Origin of the sequence: Nocardia sp. JCM 34519.1 (genome assembly GCF_020361265.1) — a bacterium.
Taxonomy (GTDB): Bacteria; Actinomycetota; Actinomycetes; order Mycobacteriales; family Mycobacteriaceae; genus Nocardia; species Nocardia arthritidis_A.
This window is the reverse complement of sequence record NZ_JAIRBR010000001.1, coordinates 713,905-735,321: the sequence shown is the minus strand read 5'-3', so window position 1 is coordinate 735,321 and position 21,417 is coordinate 713,905. Positions and strand designations below refer to the sequence as shown.

Below are 21,417 nucleotides of genomic sequence, written 5' to 3'. Positions count from 1 at the left end.
GCACGGGCCCGATTGCCCGTGCGGCTCACCGCCATTGCGGTTACGGCAGCGGGGGTACCGCGTGCTCGTCGCCGATGAAATCGACCGACGAGTACTCGCGCAGCTTGGTCAGCCGGTGGTAGGCGTCGATCATGCGGACGGTGCCCGACTTCGAGCGCATGACGATCGAATGAGTGGACGCGCCACCGCCGAAGTAGCGCACGCCGCGCAGGAGGTCGCCGTCGGTGATGCCGGTCGCGCAGAAGAAGACGTTGTCGCCGGACACCAGGTCCTCGGTGGACAGGATGCGGTCCAGGTCGTGGCCGGCGTCGATGGCCTTCTGCCGCTCCTCGTCATCCTTCGGGGCCAGCTTGCCCAGCATCGCACCGCCCATACAGCGCATGGCCGCCGCGGCGATGATGCCCTCCGGGGTGCCGCCGATGCCGACCAGCATGTCGGTGCCGGAATCCGGGCGGGCCGCGGCGATCGCGCCCGCGACGTCACCGTCGGAGATCAGCCGGATGCGGGCGCCCGCGTCGCGCACCTGCTGGATCAGTTCGGCGTGCCGGGGCCGGTCCAGGATGCAGACGGTCAGGTCGGAGACCGAGGAATTCTTGGTCTTGGCGACCCGGCGGATGTTCTCCGAGATCGGGGCGGAGAGATCGATCACATCGGCGGCGTCCGGACCCACCGCGATCTTCTCCATGTAGAACACCGCGGACGGATCGAACATCGCGCCGCGCTCGGCGACCGCGAGCACCGCGATCGCGCCCGGCGAACCCTTGGACATCAGGGTGGTGCCGTCGATCGGGTCGACCGCGAAATCCACCTCGGGACCGGTGCCGTCGCCCACCAGCTCACCGTTGTAGAGCATGGGGGCTTCGTCCTTCTCGCCCTCGCCGATCACCACGATGCCGCGCATGGAAACCGAGCTGACCAGCTGGCGCATGGCGTCGACGGCCGCGCCGTCGCCGCCTTCCTTATCGCCGCGGCCCACCCAGCGGCCCGCTGCCATCGCACCGGCCTCGGTGACGCGTACCAACTCGAGCGCTAGGTTGCGGTCCGGCGCCTCGCGGCGGCTCGGGGTCGGGGAAGATGCCGTCATTGCGGGGTGCCTCCTGTGCGTCGTAATTACCGGTCGATTGTCTCATTCAGTTGGTGCATTCCCCGCACCCCTGGTCAGGTGATCGACAGCACTGAGTGGATACTTGCCTGGTGTCGTATCAGAAGCCGCGCATCCTCAACGACTACAAGGACCTGTTCTGGTCACTCATACCGTTGGTGCTGATCGCGGTGGTTTTCGCCGGGCTGGCCAGCCAGTGCAGCTTCGCCGCCAACGGCCCGACACAGGGCCAGATCCCGCACTTCGACGTCACCGCCGCGCTCGGTGACGACGCCCGCACCCTGCACTTCCCCGTCCGGAATCCCCAGTTACCCACCGACTGGACCCCCAACTCCGGCCACCGCGACACCATCACCGGCCCCGGCGGCGGCCCGTTGAGTACCGTGGGCTTCATCACCCCCCAGGGCAACTACATGCAGTTGACCCAGACGAACGGCACCGAACAGGCCCTGGCCCGCTTCTTGTTGAACGGCCGCCCCGCCAGCGGCTCCATTCAAATCGCCGACCAGAAATGGTCCGTCTACGCCGAAAAAGGTGAAGAAACCGCCTGGATCACCGATTTCGGCACCGCCCGGGTAATGGTCAAGGGCGCGGGCAACGACGCCGCCTTCCGCGCATTGGCCCAAGCCGTCGACTCCGCACCCATCGTCCAGCCCTGAGGCCCCGGGTCACCAGGAGTTGGGGCGTGTGGCCTGAGTGCGTTGTCCCCCAATATGTTTGGGGGGGGCGGGGACGTCGAGATAGAGGACATACGAATGAAGAAGATCCTGGCCGTTGTCATCGTCGCCGCCGCAGTGTTCGCGCCTGTCGGATCGGCTGCCGCCGAACCCATTTCGGCCGTATCGGCTGCGCAGCCCATCGGCGCGAGCACCGGCTCAGCGGACGCGTCGCTGCTGTGCAACCTGTTGAAGATGCTGCAGCTGGGCTTTGTCGACAGCTCCGGCCGCACCCCTGGCAACGGCACCTGCTAGCCCGTTCCGGCAGCTGCGCTCTGACTTAGCACCGACGCCAGCCGCGCGGGGTGATGAGGCGCGGGTGGTGCCCACAGGGAAAGACGTAGCCCCGGCGATTTGACCGAAGTCAGTGATCGTTCCGGGGCCTACGGTTGTCTATTTTAGTATTAGTCGAAAATCTCTGGGGCAGTGGTTACCAGCGTGTGGAATTTCGGGGCGCTCAGTCGAAAAGCTCGGAGGCCGTCGACACCTGGACCGCCCGACGCACCCATTGCTTCAGCTGTTCGAGGTTCGAACAACCGAGCACGCGCTCGCGGGTAGCGTCGTCGATCTCGATACCGCGCGTTTCCAGAACGGTCAGGATCGCCTTCGCCTCGCCTTCGGCTAGGCCCTTGGTGTGCCCGATTGCCTGGTGCCGCAGGGCGAAATCACTTTTCCACTCGTACTTGTCGATCGAAATCGTCATGATCTTCTCCAGTTCCAGGCGTGCTGCCTCCGGCAGCTGCGCACTGACGTAGTCATAGTAGACGAACCCGCGTTCCTCGCCGAAGGTCGTGACCATCTGTAACACCGATTCCAGCACGTCGTGGCGTTCGGTATCGCCGAGATGTCCAGGGGCCGACAGCACCACCAACTCCGGCCATTGCTCGGCTGTGACCGGGTCGGTCACGGCGGGCAGCTTGCCTGGCCAGTAGGTCACCGGTGCGAACACGAAACCGGGATGTCCGGTCTCGACCGGCTGCCCGACTTTTGCCGCGACTCGCTTGTTGGGGCAGTACGCCAGCAAGACAACCGGGCACTTCAAGCGTTTGCGCAGATTGGTCACATATTCTGGCCAGCTCGCTCGGATTCTGTCCAATTCCCTACTGGCACAGCTATTTTGCACCTCCTGAATGATCGCGTACTCCGGCTTGTCCGTGGTGGCCCCGACCAGTGATACGTCGAGGCGCAATTCGAGTGGACCCAGCGCGGTCACGGTCTCCGGCCCGAGTCGCCAGCACAGCTTGTCGGGGACCGGTAGCTTCAGTACCTCGCGCGCGATCTTCGGGGCCAGCTCCGGTCGTTCACGAAATAGCTCCAGTGGTAGTTCGTGGTTGTTGTTAGGCACTGCGCGAATGCTAGAGATCGCCGCGAGATCGGCGCATCTGAATATTGCGTCCAAATACCGTGCGGTGCGGAGGGTTCCAGATTCACGACTGTGCCGGTTCCAAATTCCAACACCGCTTGCCGGTAGCGCTTGAAACGTGGCACCCGTGCGGTCTTTGGTCGACAGGATCTGTGCTCAGGCAGCGGCGTATATCGGCTGGGAGGTCACTGCGGATCCTGTTGGTGGCTCACCACGTTGACGATTTTGCCGTTCGGGTCGCGGACGAAGAATCGGCGGACGCCCCAGGGTTCGTCGCGTAACGGGTAGACGATTTCGGAGCCGGCGGCCTGGGCGGCGGCGTGGATGGCGTCTACGTCGTCGACCTCGACGCTCATATCTGGTTGGGGGGCTTCGGTTTTCGCGTCGATCAGGATGACCTGGGCGGTGGGGTTGGTGGGGGAGGCCATGGTGACGACCCAGCCGAGGTCCATCACCTCCTCGAAGCCGAGCAGGCGGTAGAAGGCGCGGCTGGCCGCGAGGTCCGCGGTGTGGATATCGGGGACGGCGCGGCGGATGGTCATTCGGGGTCCGCGGCGTCGGCGCGGGACAGCGCGTCCTCGACGCGTTTGCGCGCGCCCGCGAGATGTTGTTCGCAGCGGTTGGCCAGTGCCTCGCCGCGCTCCCAGAGGGCGAGGGATTCGTCGAGGTCGAGGCCGCCCTGCTCGAGCATTTTCACGACGTTGACCAGTTCGTCGCGGGCGCGCTCGTAGCCGAAGCCGGCGATTTCGGCCAGCTGGTCGTCCGGGGTGCCGGGGTCGGCCAAGGTCAATTCCTCCCTTTATCGGGTTTCGGGACAAGTGCTTGGGTGCCGAGCGCCGCGGCGGTCACCGCGCCGTCGGCCACCCGGATGCGCAACTGACTGCCCGCCGGTGCGTCATCGATCGAGCGCACCACATGCCGCTCGGACCCGTTGACGCGCTGGACCACAGCGTAACCGCGGGACAGCGTCGCGGCGGGGCCCACCGCGGTCAGCTGCTCGCGCAGATGCCGGGTGGCGGTGGTCTCGGTGCGGATGAGATGTTCGGCGCAGCGTCGCGCCGCGGTTCGTAGCCGTTCGACTTCCTCTGCGCGCCGGTCGATTTCGCGCAGCGGGGCGGCGAGCGCCGGTCGCGAGCGCAGTTGGGCGAGCGCGCGCGTCTCCCGGTCGACCCAGCCGCGCAGGGCGGCGGCGGCCCGGCCGCGCAGCTCGCGGATGGCGGCGGATTCGGCGGCCGCGTCGGGCACGATCCGTTTGGCGGCGTCGGTGGGGGTGGCCGCGCGCACGTCGGCGACCAGATCGCAGACCGGAGTATCGGGTTCGTGGCCGATCGCGCTGACGATCGGGGTGGTCGCGGCGACGATCGCGCGGCACAGCGCCTCATCGGAGAACGGCAGCAGATCCTCGACGCTGCCGCCGCCGCGGGCCAGCACGATCACCTCCACCGCCGGATCGCGGTCGAGTTCGGTCAGTGCCGATAGTATCTGCGGCACCGCGGACGGACCCTGCACCGCGACGTTGCGGATCTCGAAACGCACTGCGGGCCAACGATTTCTGGCCACGGTAAGGACATCGCGCTCAGCGGCGGACGCGCGCCCGGTGATCAACCCGACGGTTCGGGGTAGGAACGGGATCGGCCGCTTCAGCCGGGGATCGAAGAGTCCCTCGGCGGCCAGCAGCGCCTTGAGCCGCTCGATGCGGGCTAGCAGTTCGCCGACGCCGACCGGGCGAATCTCGGTGACGCGCAACGAGATCGTGCCGCGACCGGTGAAATAGGAGAGTTTGCCGTACACCACCACCCGGCTGCCCTCCTGCAGCGGAACGGCGGACGCGCGGATCAGATCGGGATCGCAGGTCACCGACAGCGACATATCGGCCGACGGATCGCGCAGCACCAGGAATGCGGTGCGCGCGCCGGGACGGACGTTGATCTGGGTGATCTGGCCCTCCACCCAGATGCTGCCGAGCCGGTCGATCCACTGCATGACCTTGATGGCGACCGAGCGGACGGGCCACGGCTGTTCGGCGGAGTTGGCTCGGTCGGGTTGGCCGGATGATTCCCGGCCAACCGTCGACGACGAAGGCGGCCCGGGCTCGTGCCCACCCGTCTCCCGGCCGCCCACCGAATCGCCGCGCGATGCTCCGTTCATTGAGCCCGCACAGTAGCAATCCGGTTCGTCAGCATGGTCACGAACGGCGCTCGCGCGCGGGTCTGCTGCTCGTACTCCAGCAGGGCGGTCAATTCCTCGACGGTCAGCATGCGCAGGCGAGCGCGCAACTGGGCCAGCGTCATATTCAGATAGTCGTACCGGGTGGCGACCTCGGGTTCGGCGACTTCTGTTGCCGCGCTTTCGGTTTCAGTCTCCGGGATGGTCGCGGCCGGGGGCGTGTGGCCGTTGGTCGCCGCGGGCTCGTCGGCGGTGTAGCGGTCGAAGCTGCTGACCCGGGCGGCGGCGGCCTCGGCGCGCGGGGCCGGTTCGGGTTCGAGATCCTCGTCGAAGGTGGCCCATTCCGGCTGGGCCACCGGTGTGTTGGTCAACCGCTCGAAGACCGCGTCGCCCTTCAGGGCGAGGCTGGTCACGAACTGCTGCACGTGCATGGTGGTCTGCAGCAGCTGGCTGATCGCGGTAATCGGGAAATTCACTGCCGCCGTTGGTAACCGGCGGGTTTCTTCGAGTGCGTAGACAGCGGCGCCTGCGGCGACCCTGGCCAGGAACGGTGGTCGGAACATGGTCCTAAGCCTGCCGGAAATGGTGTGTTCTGCAAAGGCGAACTGTCAGAGACAGTGAATGCGCTGGATCCTCGCGCGGATACCATTCGTCTCGCCCACGTAAGCTTGGCCCATGTCTTCGGCCATTTCCCTGAACCTCGGAATCGCGGGCTCGGCCGGTTCCGGATCCACCGGCGCCGACGGCGGCAAGCGCGTGCTGCTCGCCGAGCCGCGCGGCTACTGCGCCGGTGTCGATCGCGCGGTCGAAACCGTGGAGAAGGCGCTGGAGAAGCATGGTGCGCCCATCTACGTCCGCAAGGAGATCGTGCACAACCGGCACGTGGTGGAGACGCTGCGCGACCGCGGCGTCATCTTCGTCAACGAGACCGACGAGGTGCCGGAGGGGCAGGTCGTCGTGTTCTCCGCGCACGGTGTCGCGCCGACCGTGCACGAGACCGCCGCCGACCGCGGTCTGCACACCATCGACGCCACCTGCCCGCTGGTCACCAAGGTGCACCAGGAGGCGAAGCGGTTCGCGCGCGACGACTACGACATCCTGCTCATCGGGCACGAGGGGCATGAGGAGGTCGAGGGCACCGCGGGTGAGGCGCCGCAGCATGTGCAACTGGTCGACGGCCCCGCTGCGGTGGACAAGGTGACCGTGCGCGACGAGTCGAAGGTGATCTGGCTCTCGCAGACCACGCTGTCGGTGGACGAGACCATGGAGACGGTGCAGCGGCTGCGCGAGCGTTTCCCGAAACTGCAGGATCCGCCGAGCGACGACATCTGCTATGCCACGCAGAACCGTCAGGTGGCGGTGAAGGCGATGGCGCCGGAATGCGATCTGGTGATCGTGGTCGGTTCGCGCAATTCGTCGAATTCGGTGCGGCTGGTCGAGGTCGCGTTGAACGCGGGCGCCAAGGCGGCGCATCTGGTCGATTACGCGCGTGAGGTGGATCCGGCCTGGCTGGCCGGCGTGCGCACCATCGGCATCACCTCGGGCGCCTCGGTGCCGGAGATACTGGTGCAGGGTGTGCTGGAGTTGTTGGCCGAGCACGGTTTCGCCGATGTACAGCCGGTGACCACCGCGAACGAGACGCTCGTCTTCGCGCTGCCGCGCGAGCTGCGCACGGCTCGTCACTGAGCTCGGCAGCCGCACAAGGCTTTTCGATAAACCGCCCGGGCCGCGTCAGTCGGCTCGGGCGGTTTCGCTACCGAAACCGACCATCGCGGGCCTGCGCTATCGCACCGAACCGTAGTCAGTAGTCGTAGTCGTTCGGGTCGCGGCGTTCGCGCCGATTCGGCCGCAGCTCGGCACGATTCGGATTCGGCTGGCGCGGCGCGGCATCGCGGTCCCGGTAGCGGACATTGGGCTGGGGGTGCGGCGGAATATCGCCGCGTGCTCGGGTGACGGTGCTGCGCGGTTGATCGAGATCGGGCCTCGGGGGCGGCACCGGACGGCCGGTGCGGGTGCGGGCGTCGCGTGGATAACCTCGGCCCGCGACGCGTGGCGGACCGTCGGCCACCTCGGCCTGCGGGCGACGGTTCACCCTCGGCAGATGTTGCACGGTGTCCGGGTCGTCGATCTCCGGCTGTGGCCGCCTGCGCCGGCGCGGCGCTTCGGTCTCGTCGTCGGTGTCGTCGGCGCGGCCGCGCTTGGACGCGGCCCGGCGCAGGCTTTCGGTCGAGCGTGATCGGGGTTTCTTGGCCGCCTTCGCGGGTGTGGCGTCGTCCTCGCGCCGGTTCATGACAATGCGCACGATGCCGAGCACCACCACGATCGCGGTGGCCAGCGCCATCAGCGGAAAGCGGTGGACCAGCGGTATGGCCAGGTTGAACAGGATGTCCCGCAGCGAGGTCGAGGTGTGACCGGCCAACCGCTCATAGGCCAGCGGTACGGCGATGAAGAGCAGCAGTGGCGGCAACACCATGGTGGTGAACAGCCCTCTATAGCGCACGACGAGCACCGCGGCGACGCAGCCCACGATATAGAAACCCGCGAACCAGTAGGTGAGGTCGTCACCTCCGCCGCGAGCGTCGATCACGAAGCCCACGAACGTGCATACGACCGCGATCAGGATCGCCGCACCGACCGGAAGACCCGGAACCGACGGCAGTATCGAACGTTGCGGCGCGGGCACCCGGGATCGCGCACTTTGGGAAGCAGCCACAATATGAACACTAACCGTCGTAGCGCCCGGCGGCGCTATGGCACGGCGGATGCCCGGCTAATCGCCGGCGTCTGCGAACCCCACCGCCCGCGGCCACGAATCGACCCGATGGATTGCTGGCACCTCCTGTTCGGCGATTTCCAGATCATGGAGTTTCCGGGCGGTCACCATGACCCGGGACTCGACCGACGCCACCGTGTAGTTGAAAGCCTCGACGGTTTTGCCGAGTTGCGCGCCGAGCCGGTCGAGGTGCCGACCGGTCATACCGAGCCGCGCATAGAGTTCCCTACCCAATTGCTGCACGGTTGCCATATCCCGGGACAGCGCCTCTTGTCGCCAGCCGAACGCGATGGTGCGCAATAGCGCGATGAGGGTGGTCGGCGTCGCGAGGATCACGTTCCGGCCGAATGCGTACTCGAGTAATTCGGCGTCGGTGGTCAGCGCGGCGTCGAGGAACGGGTCGCCGGGGACGAACAGCACCACGAACTCCGGAGCCGGATCGAATGCCGCCCAGTAGGCCTTGTCGGCGAGTTGATCGATATGCGCGCGCAGCTGTTTGGCGTGCCGGGTGAGCAGTTCGGCGCGGGCATCGGGATCGTCGGTGGTGCATGCCTCCAGATAGGCGGTGAACGGCACCTTCGCGTCGACGACGATCTGCCGCTTGCCCGCCAGGTGCACGACCAGGTCGGGGCGGACCGAGCCGGCGCGGTCGGCCGTGCCGTCGCCGCGGGCGGACCTGGTGACCTGGGTGTCGAAGTCGCAGTGCCTGGACATGCCCGCCAACTCGACTACCCGTTCCAATTGGATCTCGCCCCAGCGCCCGCGAATCTGCGGCGCCCGCAGCGCGGCAACCAATTGACTGGTCTGGCCCGCGAGCTGATGCGAGGTGCGCTGCATGCCCGCGACCTGTTCGCGCAGGCCCGCGTACGCGCTGAGGCGATGCTGTTCTATCTGCTGGATGTGCTGGTTCAGCGCGCCGAGCGCCTCGCGCAGCGGCTCGACCATTGTTCCGATGGCATGTGAATGCCTGCGTGCCGAATCTTCGCTGGCGGCGCTCAACGACTGCCGGAGCAGGTGCTCGTTTTCCCGGACGGCCGCCAATTTCGCCTCCGCGCCTGCCATTCGGGCCGCGGCGGTATCGGCGCGATGGCCGGTGCGTGCGGCATGGCCGAGCCAGCCCAGGCCGAACCCGGCGGCGAACACCATCAGCAGCGCGAACAGCATCGGTGCGGTCATGGCAGAGATGGTGCCCTAGCCCACCGACAAGTTCGGGCGGTGAGCAACCGGGCAGCAGCGTGTCGGGCAAACTCGACCGACCGGATGTTGATGCGGTCATACTCCGAGGTCCGAATGGGTGCAACGGTGTTCGGGCATTTCTGTGCCGCCGGACACGATTCGGCCTCCGTCGAACACGCCGGGCGGACATGCGGCAAACGCAACACGGGTGGCCGGGCAATTGAAACGTGTCGGTGCGGTGGCCTAGCGTTTCGCGGCATGCGGCTGCTGCACACCTCGGACTGGCACATCGGGCGCACGTTCCACGGGGTCGATCTGCTTGCCGACCAGGCCAGTTCGCTGGCCGCCATCGCGGACCTGGTCGCCGCGGCATCCGTCGACGTCGTCGTGCTGCCCGGGGACGTGTACGACAGATCCATTCCCAGCGCCGACGCGATCGCGGTGTGCAATCGCGGATTCGAGGCCATTCGCGCGGCGGGCGCCCGGATCGTCGCCACCTCCGGCAACCACGATTCACCCGCGCGTCTCGGCGCCGGCGCGAGTTTCGCGGCGGCGGGCGGGTTGTATCTGCGCACCACGGTCGCGGCCTGCGCCGAGCCGGTGCTGCTCGCCGACGCGCACGGCGAGGTCGCCTTCTACGGCATCCCCTACCTCGAGCCGGAGATCACCAGAGCCGAACTCGGTGTGCCGCAAGCACGTTCGCATGCCGAAATCCTGGACGCCGCGATGGGCCGGATCCGGGCCGACGCGGCCGCGCGCGGCAATCCGCGCACCGTCGTACTCGCCCACGCCTTCGTCGTCGGCGCCGAGGCCACCGGATCGGAGCGATCCATCTCGGTGGGCGGTGTGGAAACCGTGCCGCTGTCGGCCTTCGACGGTGTCGATTATGTGGCGCTCGGTCATCTGCATTCGCCGCAGACGCTGTCCGAATCGGTGCGGTATTCCGGTTCGCCGCTGCCGTATTCGTTCGCGGAGAACTCGCATCGCAAGGCGGTGTGGCTGGTGGAACTGGACGCACACGGGCTGTGCTCGGTCGAGCGGCGCGACCTGCCCGTCGTGCGCGGGCTGAGCAGGCTCACCGGCACGCTCGACGAATTGCTCTCCGCGCCGGAGTATTCGGCGGCCGAGGACCATTACGTGTCGGCCACCCTGACCGACCGGGCCCGGCCGGTGGACGCACTGCGCAAACTGCGCGCCAGATTCCCGCATGCGGTGCACATGGAATGGCAACGGCCGGAAGGTAATCCGGAATTGCGCTACCGTGAGCGGGTGCACGGCCGCCGCGATACCGAAGTAGCGCACAGCTTCCTCACCGACGTCAGGGGCGAACCGACGGCGGGCGAGATGGCTTGGCTGGAGCGGGCGCTCGCGGCGTCGGTGACAGAGCGGGCCGCCGTCACCGCCGAAACCGCCGTCGCGCAGGAGCTTTCGGCATGAGGTCAGCCCACGACACGGCGACCGATCGGGTCGCCGCGTGACCCTGCGCGAATTGGAAAGGCTCGTCGCCGGTCGCCAAGGAATATCGGAGCGGCACGCATGAGGCTGCATCGGCTGGAGATGACCGCGTTCGGCCCGTTCGCCGAGACCACGGTCGTCGATTTCGACACGCTCGGCGCCGACGGGCTGTTCCTGCTGCACGGGCAGACCGGTGCAGGCAAGACCACGGTGCTCGATGCGATCGCGTTCGCGCTGTACGGACGGGTGCCCGGCGCACGCGGAGAGAGCAAGCGACTGCATTCCGACCATGCGCCGGTGCAGACGCCGCCGCAGGTCGTGCTGGAGGCCACCCTCGGGGGGCGGCGGTTGCGCATCACCCGCACTCCGGAGTACGAGCGACCCAAACTGCGTGGCACCGGTATGCGGACCGACCCGGCGAAAGCCACCCTGGCCTGGTTGGACGGCCGCGGCGAAAACCTTTCCCGCATACCGGATATCGGCGATGAGATCATCCGCCTGCTCGGCATGAGCGCCGACCAGTTCTTCCAGGTGGTGCTGCTGCCGCAGGGCGATTTCGCGCGATTCCTGCGCGCCGAGAACGAGGATCGGGAAAAGCTGCTCGAAAAGCTCTTCGACACAGCGCGATTCGGCACCGCGGAACAGTGGCTCGCGGATAAGCGGCGCGCATCGGAGGCCGATCTCAAATCCCGCACCGACAGCATCCACCGCCTGATCGACGGCGTGACGATGGCGGCGGGCCGCTCGGTCACCGAGGCGGTGGAAATTCCGGACGCCGTCGCATGGTCACAGGACCTGCTCGCCGCCGCCCGCGCGGACCTCAGCACCGCCGCCGCGGAATCCGAAGCGCGCCAACGGGAATTCACCGCACTGCGCGATCGCGCCGAGGAACAGCGCCGCCTGCGTGAGCTGCGCCGCCGACTGGCCCAGGCGCGCGCACAGCTCGACGCATACGCGGCCACCGCCGACCACCGCGCCGCGCTCACCGCCGAACTCGACGCCGCGCGGCGTGCCGAACCGGTCGCCGCCGCCATAGACGAGGCCCGCTCCGCCGTCCGCCTCAGCCGCCGCCGCGATGCCGAAAGCCATACGGCCGCTCGACGACTCGCCATCCTCATCCTCGAACCCGCGGGCGCCGACCTCGGCGGCCAGGACCTGATCGAGTACGAGCCCGCCGACTACGTCCCAGGGGCATGGCAGCGACCCGCCGATACCGGCACCGAGCGGTCCGATGGGCGGAAATCGGCTGTCGGGCAGCGGGATACGCCGGAACCCGCGGATTCCGGATTATCGCCTGCGAGGTCGAGCGGGGCTGGATCGGATCGGTCGCCTGTCGGGTCGGGTGGGGCCGTGATGGGCCGATCGTCCGTCGAGTTGGATGGGGTTGGGTCGGATCAGTTGACCGCTGGCTCGGGCGGGGCTGTGATCGGCCGATCGTCCGTCGAGTTGGGCGAGGTTGGGTCGGATCGGTCGCCCGCTGGGTCGAGTGGGGCCGGGTCGGGCCGATTGGCCGTTGGGTCGGGCGGGGCTGGGACGGGTCGATCGTCCGTCGAGTTGAGTGGGGTTGGGTCGGATCGATTGTCTGCTGGGTCGAGTGAGGCTGGGACGGATGGATTGGCCGCCCGGTCGATTGCGGCTGGGACGAGTCGATTGGGGGCGGTCTCGCCGGACGGGTCTTTGGGAGCGACCGATAGGGATCCGGGGGCGGATCTGGTGCCTGTGGTGCGGGCCGATGCCGATTTGGATGGGGCCATCCGGCGGTGGAGTGGGCTGATCGGGGCATTGGACGAGGTGCGGGCCGATGCGGAGGATGCGGATCGGTTGGCCGGTGAGATCGCCGAATTGCGCCGGGAGGAAGGCGCTTTGGCAAATCGGGTGGCCGAGTTGACCGGGCGGCGTGCGCAGTTGCCCGACGCCATCCTGGGGATGGAGGCGCGGGTACGGGAGGCGACGACGGCCGCGGCCAGCCTGCCGGTGCTCACCGCAGAATGCGAGCGATTGCAGGCCGCTGCTGCCGCCGCCGTCGAATTGGCCTCGCGGCGAACGAGTCTCGACCATGCGCGGGTGGACTTCGATCGGGCGCGCACGGCGCACCTGGACGCGAAGGAACGGGTGCTCGAGCTGCGTGAGCGCCGATTGGCCGGTATGGCGGCGGAATTGGCGGGTCAGCTGGTCGACGGCGTGCCGTGTACGGTGTGCGGCTCGGCCGATCACCCGGACCCGGCACGTCCGACCGCGAGCGCGGTCGCCAAGGAGGCCGAGGATGCGGCGAGCGCCGCCGAACAGGCCGCCGAACGCGAGCGTGACCGGCTGCTCGATCGAATCACCGGTCTGGAGAAGGAGATCGAGGCGCTCATCGCGCGCGGCGGCGATACCGACCGGGTCGAGTTGGCCGCCGCCCTCCGCCGGGCCACCGACGGCTACTCCGATGCCGCCGAATCCGCCGCCAACGCCGACAAACTCACCGCGGCGCTGTCCCGCCTGCGCGCCGAGGAGACCCGTCTGCACGAGGAACTCCGCGAATCCGATACCCGTCGCGGCACCGTCGCCACCCGCATCGCGTCCGCCGAGACCCGCCTCGATGAACTGCGAACCCGCCTGCGCACCGCGGCGGGCGCCGACGAAACCATCGATCGCCGCCGCGCCCGCCTCGACGCACTCATCACCGGCGCCACCGAACTGCGCGACGCCCGCACCGAGGCGATCACCGCCCGCGAACAGGTCACCACCATCGCCGACCGCGTCGAAAACCTCTCCCGCGCAGCCTGTTTCATTCCGGAAGGATTCGAAACCGATGCGCCGGTCGGATCCGGAGCGGTCGACGACACCGCCGGTCCAGCCGCCCCGGCAGCCCAGGCCGCCACCGCCGCCGAAACGACCATGCCGAAGGGCGGGGTTTCTGGTGATTCGGGCGCATCGGGAGACCCGAGTGTCGTACGCGAAGAGGTGGCGGCCGCAACGGAATTCGCCTTGTTCGACCTCGATGAGCCGGAGCTGGAACCCGAGACACCAACCGCGGCAAGCGATTCCGATATCGCCGAGCCTCGCGCACCCCGCGATGACATCGCGCTGCTCACGGCATACGCGAAGGTGGTTACCGCGGCGACCCGAACACCGCAGCGTCAGCGGGAGATCGACACGGAACTGGTCGATGCCGACCGGGTTCGCGCACATGCCGCCGCGGTGCTTGCCGAACCCGAGATCCAGGCCGCGGCCGACCGGGAGCCCGTCGACCCGGCCGAGCTCGATGCCGAAGTGGCTGCGGCCCGTGCGCGTTCGGATGCGGCGGTGGCCGCGCATGCGGAGGCGCACAATCGCGTCAATCAGCTGGAGGATCTCGGCGGGCAGCTGTGGGCGGCGATCGATCGCATCGCACCGATCCAGCGCGCCCACGATGAGCTGGACCAGCTCGCCGATGTGGTAGCGGGTCGCGGCGCGAACAATCGGCGAATGTCGCTGCGCTCCTATGTACTTGCCGCCCGGCTGGAGGAGGTGGCGTTGGCCGGTTCGGTGCGGCTGCGCCGAATGTCCGGTGGCCGTTACGAATTCGTGCACACCGACCGGGCGGGCAAGCACGGGCGTCGCGGCGGGCTCGGCCTCGATATCCGCGACGACTACACCGGCGCCATCCGCCCCGCGAAAACCCTTTCCGGCGGCGAGACTTTCATGGCGTCGCTGTCGCTGGCGCTCGGTCTGGCCGACACCGTCGCCGCCGAATCCGGCGGCATCGTCCTGGACACCCTCTTCATCGATGAGGGTTTCGGCGGACTGGACGCCGACACCCTGGACGCCGTCATGGGCGTCCTCGACGAATTGCGGGCGGGCGGCCGCGTCGTCGGCGTGGTGAGTCACGTCGACGAGATGCGCCAGCGCATCCCGAGCCGCCTGCACGTCCGCCGCACCCGAACCGGCTCCCACCTCGAAACCACCGTCGCCTGACGGGCGTATTGAACGGAGCCGCCGCGCCCGGTCGAATGGTGGGGTGGAGCCGGAAACCGAGTTGATGGGTACCGCCGAGGTGGCGTGGCGGACGGTGGTCGGTGACCGGATCCTGGCCATCGAGGAGCAGCGGCGGCGGCTGGCCGAGATGCGGGAGCAGCTGGAACATCTGCTGATGTGCCCAAGCCCGCATCCGGCCGGACGTGCGGGAGGTCGTCGCCCAGCGGATGGCGGGTAACCGGATCGCGCCGATGGATTTGGATACCGGGGTCGGCTGAGAAACCCTTGCGCTCGAGTTGGGTTGAGCCGCGACAGTTGCCCGCATGACCCAAGTTCTGCAGACCTCTCGGCCGACTCGGACGAGCTCGATCGGCCTTCTGGTGGTCGCATTCGTGCTGGTGAGTTTCAACTTGCGTATCGCGTTCGCCGGACCGGGGCCGCTGATGAAGGTGCTCGGCCTCGGCGGCGTCGCGGGCAGCGTGCTCACCACGCTGCCCCCGCTGTGCCTCGGCCTGTTCGCCGCGGTCGGCGTCATGGTGCGCAACCGGCTCGGTGAGGAGCGCGCGCTGTTCGCCGCGGGCATTGTGCTGGTGCTCGGGCTGGTGGTGCGGCTGATGGGCACCGCAGGGCTGTTCGTCGGCACGATTATCGCGAGCGCCGGTGTCGCGGTGGCCAACGTGATCACCCCGGTGCTGGTGAAGAAGCGTTTCCCGATGGAACGCATCGGCGCGATGATGGGCGTCTACGGTTTCGTGGTCAGCCTGGGCGCGGCCGTGACCGCCGCGGTCTCGTATCCGCTCTACGAGGCGACCGGCTCGACGACGTGCGCGCTCGGCATCGCGCTGATTCCGGCGGTGGTGGCGCTCATCTCGCTCGTTCCGCAGCTGGACCGCGCGCCCGCACAGGCCGCCGCGGCGCCCTCCTGGACCTGGCTGCTGCGAGATCCGTTGGCGTGGAGCGTAACCGGCTACTTCGGCATGCAATCACTGGTGCTGTACGTGGTTTTCGCGTGGCTGCCATCGATCTATGTCGAGAAGGGCACGGATCAGACCACCGGCGGTTTCTACCTCTCGATCTGCGCGATGGTGCTGGCGCTCGGCGGTTTCGCGGGCCCGGCGCTGGCGGCGCGGCGGCAGAGTCAGCGGCGGCACCTGGTGCTCTCGGCGGTGCTGTGTTTCGTCGGCGTGCTCGGCATCCTGCTCGCACCGCTGGTGACGGCGCCGCTGTGGCTGGTGCTGCTCGGCTTGGGAATCGGTTCGGGACAGACGATTCCGAGCATGCTGTACGTGCTGCGCACCCGCGATCACCACACCGCGGCCGCGCTGTCCACCAAGTCGCAGACCGTCGGCTACCTGCTCGGCGCGGCGGGCCCGCTGCTCGCGGAGGTGTCGCACGCGGCGGCGGGCACCTGGGATGCCGCGCTGATCGGTCTGCTGGTGCTGATGGCGATCAATGTCGCGCTCGGCCTTTCGGCGGGCCGCGCGAAGTTCATCGAAAACGGCCCGGTGGCAGCGTAATTCAGTGTTCTTCGTGGTCGAGCAGCCAGCGTTTGACCGGCAGGCCCCACCGGAAACCGCCGAGCGCGCCGCCGATCCGGAACACCCGATGGCACGGCACGAACAGGGCGGCGGCATTGCGCGCACACGCGTTCGCCGCCGCCCGCGTCGCATCCGGCCGACCGGAGATCGCCGCGAATTCGGTGTAGGTGACCGGACTTCCGGCGGGCACCTTGCGCAGCACCTCCCACGCGTGCTCCAGGAATTCGCCGGATCGCTGCCGCACCGGGATCTCGTCGATCGCGGTGAGCCCGCCGCGGTGGTAATCGACGATCGCCGTGGTGACCGCGCCGAGCGAATCCCGTTGCCGCAGTTGGCTCGGGCGCAGGGCCGGATGGATCACCGTCCGCAGGTCCTCCGGATCGGCGGTCCAGCCGGATCCGAGCACCGCGCCCTCGTCGTCGACGATCGCGGTGAACGGCCCGATCGGTGTTTGGACGGTCGCGAAATCGGCGGTGCGCGTGGATATTCGGCCGGATCGGGATCCGATTGTCTTCTCGGTCATGGTCTATCGTCCTTTCGCACGGGGGCCGCGCGAGGCGGCGTCGGGTGCCGGACACGTCGTATCCGGTGAAAGTCGTTGTCCGACGGTCAGACGGGCATTACGGTCTCCGCCATCGCCTTCGGCGCGTTGGCGCGTCCGTTCAGCGCCGCCTTCCACATGTGCATCGAGAGATACGACCGCCACGGCGCCCAGCGGCTGGTGTCGGTGAGGTCGATGCCGAGCAGCGTCGCCCCTTGGCGCACCACGAGATCGGTGCTGAGCAGCACATCGGGATCGGCGAGCAGTCGCATGGTGACGTAGTCGGCGGTCCACGGCCCGACCCCGTCCAGTGCGAGCAGATCCCGCCGCAGATCCGTTGCGGTGCGGCCGGAATGCAGCACCAGCTCACCGGTGGCCAGCGCCTCGGCCGCGCCGACGATGGAGCGGACGCGGCGGGCCGGTCCGGTCAAGATCTCGCCGCCGCGTTCGGCGATCGCCTCCGGTGTCGGGAACAGCAGCGGCGCGGGGCCGTCGACGCATTCGCCGAGCGCCTCGGCCAGGCGCGCGGTGTGCGTCGCCGCGGCGGCGATGGAGATCTGCTGGCCGATCATGGTGCGCAGCAACAACTCCGGCCCGTCCAGGCAACCGGGCACTCGAATGCCTGGGGTGAACCCGTATGCGGTGCGCCGGTTTTCGTCGGCGGGCCGTTGTCCGGTGGCGCCGAGCGCCTCGTCGATGCCGATCGGGTCGGCGTCGAGATCCAGCAGGTGCCGCAGCCGCGTCACGGTCGGCGCCAGATCCCGCATATCGTGCAATGCGAGTTCGGCGCGCACATGGTCGCGCTGGAAGCCGAGCCGCGCCGTCGCATGCCCGTGCGGGGTGCGCAGATTCCTGGTGTAGGTGTGGTCCTCCCATACCTCGACGCCCGGCACCACATGTGAGGAGAGGAACCACTCCAGCCAGGATCGGTCCAGCGGCTCCCGGTACGGAAGGCGAAGCGTCAGTGTGCCGTTCGGCGCGGGCACGGGCCCGGGGTTGCGGCCGTTGCTGCGCAGTGCCTCGGTGCGCATGGTGGTCGGGCTCACCGCGAACACCTCGCGCACGGTGTCGTTGAACTGCCGGATGCTGGCGAAACCCGCCGCGAATGCGATATCCGACATCGGCATCGCCGTGGTCTGGATGAGCAGCCGCGCGGTGTGCGCCCGGTGTGCCCGCGCCAAAGCCAAAGGGCCCGCGCCGAGTTCGGTGGTGAGCACCCTGGTCAGCTGGCGTTGGGAGTAGCCGAGCTTGGCGGCCAGCGCGGGCACGCCGCCCCGCTCGATGACGCCGTCGCCGATCAGCCGCATGGCGCGCGCGGCCAGATCGGCGCGGGTGTTCCAGAGCGGGGAACCGGGTGCGGCATCGGGCAGGCAGCGGCGGCAGGCCCGGTAACCCGCCTGCTGCGCCGCGGCGGCGGTGGGTAGGAAGGTGACGTTGGCGCGTTTCGGTGTGATCGCCGGACACGAAGGGCGGCAATAGATTCCAGTTGTCCGCACTGCGGTGAAGAACTGTCCGTCGAAGCGCGAGTCCCGGGTGGAGACCGCCCGGTAGCAGCGCTCGAAATCCAAAGCCGTGATAGCCACGCTCACCACAATGTCAGCTGCTCGCCCGCTGCGCTAGCGGAAATCCGACATGTTCCCCCACGTTGTCCGTTGGGTGCCCCATCAGCAGCAGCGATTGGTGGGATTGCGGTCGGCGTCGGCATGTCTGGTCCGCCAGTATTCGCGCTCCGTCGGTACCGGGCAGCCGGGATGCTGCCTGCGCAGATGCGCGACGTAGCGCTGGTAGTCCTGGCCGCCGAGGATCCCGTTGAACCACCACAGCAGCCCGCGCGCGGCCGCACCGAAACGCCGCAGGGCGGCCGGTCCAGCAGACCGACCGCCCTGTGGCACAAGGGATTCGGCCGACCCGTCGCCGGGCCGCCGCGTTCCACGGAATCCTTGCACGATGCGATGCCTATCCCGCGTGCGCATGTGCCGCGCCGGGCGCGCGGATCTTGCCCGCGGCGACCAGCTCATCCCACTGCTTCTGCACTTCCTTCTCGGCCGGGGAGGCGAGGAATCCCCTCGGCCCGAAGATCTTCGATGGCACCTCCGGCGTTTCGGTGGTGGTGCCGCCGCCCGACCGCCAGGCCCGCAGTGAGACGAGGACGCCGACGATCGCGACGATCAGCACCAGCACCGCGAAGATGATCGAGAGCGTGCCCTGGATATAGGTGTTGCGGATGATCTTGCCCATATCCGAGATCTGCTGGTTCATCCCGGCCAGATCCTTTGCGGGCGCGAGGATTTTGCCCGCGTCCTTGGCCGCGATGAACGCCTCGCGCTTGTCGATGGTCTGGGAGTGCAGCGTCCAGTAGCCGATCTTCGGATCGCCGGAGAAGATCTTCTGCCACGAGGCGGTCATCGTCACGAGCAGATCCCAGAACAGCGGAATCGCTGGAATCCAAGCCCATTTCACCAGGCCCTTCTTCACGATGATGACCATGACGACGGTCAGCGCGATCGCGGCCAGCAGCTGATTCGCGATACCGAACAGCGGGTAGAGCGTGTAGATGCCGCCGAGCGGATCGGTGACGCCCATCAGCAGCACCGAACCCCAAAGCGCCACAACGATTGCCGAGCACAGCCAGGCGCCGGGACGCCACGACGGATCCTTGAATTTCTTGGCCGCGCCGCCGAGGTTGCCCAGCGAATCCGAGAGCATGAATCGGGCGACGCGGGTGCCCGCGTCGATGGTGGTGAGGATGAACAGCGCCTCGAACATGATCGCGAAGTGGTACCAGAATGCCTTCAGCGTCGATCCGCCGAGGAATCCCTGCAGCACCTGGGCCATGCCGACGGCCAGCGTCGGCGCGCCGCCTGCCCTGCCCAGCAGCGACGGTTCGTCGACGGCCTGCGCCTGCGCGGTCAGATAGGCGCCGGTGGTCGGGTCACCGCCCAATCCCATCGCGTTGATCTTGGCGGCCGCCGCGTCGGTGGTGCTGCCGGCCAGGCCCGCGGTGTTCATCGCGAAGTACAGGTGCTGATCGATGACGCTGGCCGCGATCATCGCCATCACCGCGACGAACGATTCCATGAGCATGCCGCCGTAGCCGATCATCCTGGCCTGCGACTGCTTTTCGAGCAGTTTGGGTGTGGTGCCGGAGGAGACGAGCGCGTGGAAGCCCGACAGCGCACCGCAGGCGATGGTGATGAACAGGAAGGGGAACAGGCTGCCCGCGAAGGACGGTCCGTTGCTGTTGCCCGCGAACTGCGACACCGCGGGCGCCTTCAACACCGGCATGGTGATCAGCACGCCGACGGCGAGCAGGGTGATGGTGCCGATCTTCATGAAGGTCGACAGGTAGTCGCGCGGGGCCAGCAGCAGCCACACCGGCAGCACCGATGCGACGAAGCCGTAGATGATCAGCATCCAGGCGATGGTGGTGCCGGACAGCGTGAAAAGGTCACGGCCCCAGCCGGATCCGGCGACCCAGCTGCCGGAGATGATGGCGAACAGCAGCAGGACGAAGCCGATGAGCGAGACCTCGCCGACCTTGCCGGGCCGGAAGAACCGCAGATACAAACCCATGAGCAGCGCGATGGGCACGGTCATCGAGATCGAGTAGACACCCCACGGGCTGCCGCCGTGCAACTGCCCGTCGGCGCCCTTGGTCGCGGCCAGCGCGTTCACCACGACGATGCCGAGCACCGCGAGCAGGATCATCATGATCACCAGCACCGCGATGATCGCGGCCGCGCCGCCGACAACGCCGAGTTCCTCGCGGGCCATCTGCCCGAGCGAGCGGCCGCGGCGTCGGCTGGATGCCCAGAGCACGAGGTAGTCCTGGACCGCGCCCGCGAGCACCACGCCGACGATGATCCAGATGGTGCCGGGCAGGTAACCCATCTGCGCGGCGAGCACGGGTCCGACGAGCGGGCCCGCGCCCGCGATGGCGGCGAAGTGGTGGCCGAACAGGACCCGCCGGTCCATCGGCATGTAGTCCTTGCCGTTCTCCAGTTCCTCTGCGGGAGTGGCGATATCGTCGCGCGGCTTGGTGATCCGGTATTCGATGATCCGGGCGTAGAACTGGTAGGCGAGCACATAGGTGCAGATCGCCGCGACCACGATCCATACCGCGTTGACGTTTTCGCCCCTGGCGATCGCCAGCACGGCCCACGCGATGGCGCCGATAACGCCGATTGCGAGGAAGATGCCCTTCTTGGCCGGCGTAAGGGTCGAACGGTCCACGACACCAACGGGAGGTAGGTCGGGATCTGTTCGGAGGTATTCGATGGTCGCCATGCGAACTACTCTCCCGGGAAATCGAACTGGTGTTGCTTAAACGTTGACAACGTATCCGAACGGGGGGCCGGATATGTCGGACTTAGTGAAGTCTGAACATTGCGAATCCGTATTGCGGCGCCACGCTTGTCGTTTCCTACGAGCGGGCCGCCCTGGGCACGGGCCGGTTTCGGATGCGGGTACGGGTGGCCCGCCTGCGGGGATCCGGCGACCGTTGTTCTCGGCCCCGGCATCCGCTGCTGCGAGGTCGCGTGTTCGCTCGCATCGTGTGTTGCCATCCGTATGCTGCCATGCCGGTTCCGGTCGGTGTCAATTCTCGCCACCGACCGGCGCGGTGCCGGACCCCTGTTGTCTATTCGTC

Annotated in this window: 19 protein-coding genes; 7 read left to right on the top strand and 12 right to left on the bottom strand. The window is 68.0% G+C overall.

Features of this window, described 5'->3' with window-relative positions; all coding sequences use genetic code 11:
- Positions 1-40: 40 nt before the first annotated feature.
- Positions 41-1,084 carry a class II fructose-bisphosphatase gene (glpX, locus tag LGY53_RS03545; protein ID WP_167477727.1) on the bottom strand — a complete coding sequence of 348 codons (1,044 nt, stop codon included), beginning with the start codon at positions 1,082-1,084 and terminating at the stop codon, positions 41-43.
- 110 nt (positions 1,085-1,194) lie between these two features.
- Here glpX and LGY53_RS03540 point away from each other — a divergent pair, with 110 nt between their 5' ends.
- Both LGY53_RS03540 and LGY53_RS03535 read left to right on the top strand, forming a co-directional pair.
- Entirely contained in the window at positions 1,195-1,761 is a 567-nt protein-coding gene (locus LGY53_RS03540) for a DUF4245 domain-containing protein (RefSeq protein WP_225725164.1), read from the top strand.
- 96 nt (positions 1,762-1,857) lie between these two features.
- Positions 1,858-2,073, top strand: coding sequence for a hypothetical protein (locus LGY53_RS03535; RefSeq protein WP_225725163.1), 216 nt, complete (start codon positions 1,858-1,860; stop codon positions 2,071-2,073).
- 202 nt (positions 2,074-2,275) lie between these two features.
- Here LGY53_RS03535 and LGY53_RS03530 read toward each other — a convergent pair whose 3' ends face one another.
- From LGY53_RS03530 to LGY53_RS03510, 5 genes are all read right to left on the bottom strand, one after another.
- Positions 2,276-3,163: a hypothetical protein gene (locus LGY53_RS03530; RefSeq protein WP_225725162.1), complete on the bottom strand. Its 888-nt coding sequence runs from the start codon at positions 3,161-3,163 to the stop codon at positions 2,276-2,278.
- A 203-nt stretch (positions 3,164-3,366) separates the two neighbouring features.
- Positions 3,367-3,723 (bottom strand): VOC family protein, encoded by a 357-nt coding sequence (locus LGY53_RS03525; RefSeq protein ID WP_225725161.1) that lies wholly within the window; start codon positions 3,721-3,723, stop codon positions 3,367-3,369.
- A complete protein-coding gene (locus LGY53_RS03520; RefSeq protein ID WP_225725160.1) occupies positions 3,720-3,965 on the bottom strand; it encodes an exodeoxyribonuclease VII small subunit in 246 nt (81 codons plus the stop codon). Before LGY53_RS03520 ends, LGY53_RS03525 begins: the two co-directional genes overlap by 4 nt.
- 2 nt (positions 3,966-3,967) lie before the next feature.
- The gene (gene xseA / locus LGY53_RS03515) at positions 3,968-5,329 is read right to left on the bottom strand and encodes an exodeoxyribonuclease VII large subunit (RefSeq protein WP_225725159.1); all 1,362 of its coding nucleotides are present in this window, start codon (positions 5,327-5,329) and stop codon (positions 3,968-3,970) included.
- Positions 5,326-5,910: a lipid droplet-associated protein gene (locus LGY53_RS03510; protein ID WP_225725158.1), complete on the bottom strand. Its 585-nt coding sequence runs from the start codon at positions 5,908-5,910 to the stop codon at positions 5,326-5,328. Before LGY53_RS03510 ends, xseA begins: the two co-directional genes overlap by 4 nt.
- A gap of 112 nt (positions 5,911-6,022) precedes the next feature.
- On the opposite strand from LGY53_RS03510, the gene LGY53_RS03505 reads away from it, so the two are divergent.
- On the top strand, positions 6,023-7,033 hold the full coding sequence (locus tag LGY53_RS03505; RefSeq protein WP_225725157.1) for a 4-hydroxy-3-methylbut-2-enyl diphosphate reductase: 1,011 nt from the start codon (positions 6,023-6,025) through the stop codon (positions 7,031-7,033).
- A 115-nt stretch (positions 7,034-7,148) separates the two neighbouring features.
- On the opposite strand, the gene LGY53_RS03500 is transcribed toward LGY53_RS03505, so the two are convergent.
- Both LGY53_RS03500 and LGY53_RS03495 read right to left on the bottom strand, forming a co-directional pair.
- On the bottom strand, positions 7,149-8,060 hold the full coding sequence (locus LGY53_RS03500) for a DUF6542 domain-containing protein (RefSeq protein WP_225725156.1): 912 nt from the start codon (positions 8,058-8,060) through the stop codon (positions 7,149-7,151).
- 57 nt (positions 8,061-8,117) lie between these two features.
- Entirely contained in the window at positions 8,118-9,296 is a 1,179-nt protein-coding gene (locus LGY53_RS03495; protein WP_225725155.1) for a DNA recombination protein RmuC, read from the bottom strand.
- A gap of 258 nt (positions 9,297-9,554) precedes the next feature.
- Here LGY53_RS03495 and LGY53_RS03490 point away from each other — a divergent pair, with 258 nt between their 5' ends.
- The 4 genes from LGY53_RS03490 to LGY53_RS03470 all read left to right on the top strand — a co-directional run bounded on the left by LGY53_RS03490 (position 9,555) and on the right by LGY53_RS03470 (position 16,207).
- The gene (locus tag LGY53_RS03490; protein WP_225725154.1) at positions 9,555-10,733 is read left to right on the top strand and encodes an exonuclease SbcCD subunit D; all 1,179 of its coding nucleotides are present in this window, start codon (positions 9,555-9,557) and stop codon (positions 10,731-10,733) included.
- A 99-nt stretch (positions 10,734-10,832) separates the two neighbouring features.
- The gene (locus LGY53_RS43935; protein ID WP_305082699.1) at positions 10,833-14,690 is read left to right on the top strand and encodes an AAA family ATPase; all 3,858 of its coding nucleotides are present in this window, start codon (positions 10,833-10,835) and stop codon (positions 14,688-14,690) included.
- A 43-nt stretch (positions 14,691-14,733) separates the two neighbouring features.
- Entirely contained in the window at positions 14,734-14,928 is a 195-nt protein-coding gene (locus tag LGY53_RS03475) for a hypothetical protein (RefSeq protein ID WP_225725153.1), read from the top strand.
- An 85-nt stretch (positions 14,929-15,013) separates the two neighbouring features.
- Positions 15,014-16,207 (top strand): MFS transporter, encoded by a 1,194-nt coding sequence (locus LGY53_RS03470; protein WP_225725152.1) that lies wholly within the window; start codon positions 15,014-15,016, stop codon positions 16,205-16,207.
- A gap of 1 nt (position 16,208) precedes the next feature.
- On the opposite strand, the gene LGY53_RS03465 is transcribed toward LGY53_RS03470, so the two are convergent.
- The 4 genes from LGY53_RS03465 to LGY53_RS03450 form a co-directional block, all read right to left on the bottom strand.
- Positions 16,209-16,751, bottom strand: a complete 543-nt coding sequence (locus LGY53_RS03465) for a methylated-DNA--[protein]-cysteine S-methyltransferase (RefSeq protein WP_225725151.1) — start codon at positions 16,749-16,751, stop codon at positions 16,209-16,211.
- 86 nt (positions 16,752-16,837) lie between these two features.
- The gene (locus LGY53_RS03460; RefSeq protein WP_374111119.1) at positions 16,838-18,352 is read right to left on the bottom strand and encodes an Ada metal-binding domain-containing protein; all 1,515 of its coding nucleotides are present in this window, start codon (positions 18,350-18,352) and stop codon (positions 16,838-16,840) included.
- An 81-nt stretch (positions 18,353-18,433) separates the two neighbouring features.
- Complete coding sequence (locus LGY53_RS03455) at positions 18,434-18,625, bottom strand: YbdD/YjiX family protein (protein ID WP_225725678.1); 192 nt, start codon at positions 18,623-18,625, stop codon at positions 18,434-18,436.
- A gap of 100 nt (positions 18,626-18,725) precedes the next feature.
- The gene (locus LGY53_RS03450; RefSeq protein WP_225725149.1) at positions 18,726-21,056 is read right to left on the bottom strand and encodes a carbon starvation CstA family protein; all 2,331 of its coding nucleotides are present in this window, start codon (positions 21,054-21,056) and stop codon (positions 18,726-18,728) included.
- Positions 21,057-21,417: the final 361 nt, after the last annotated feature.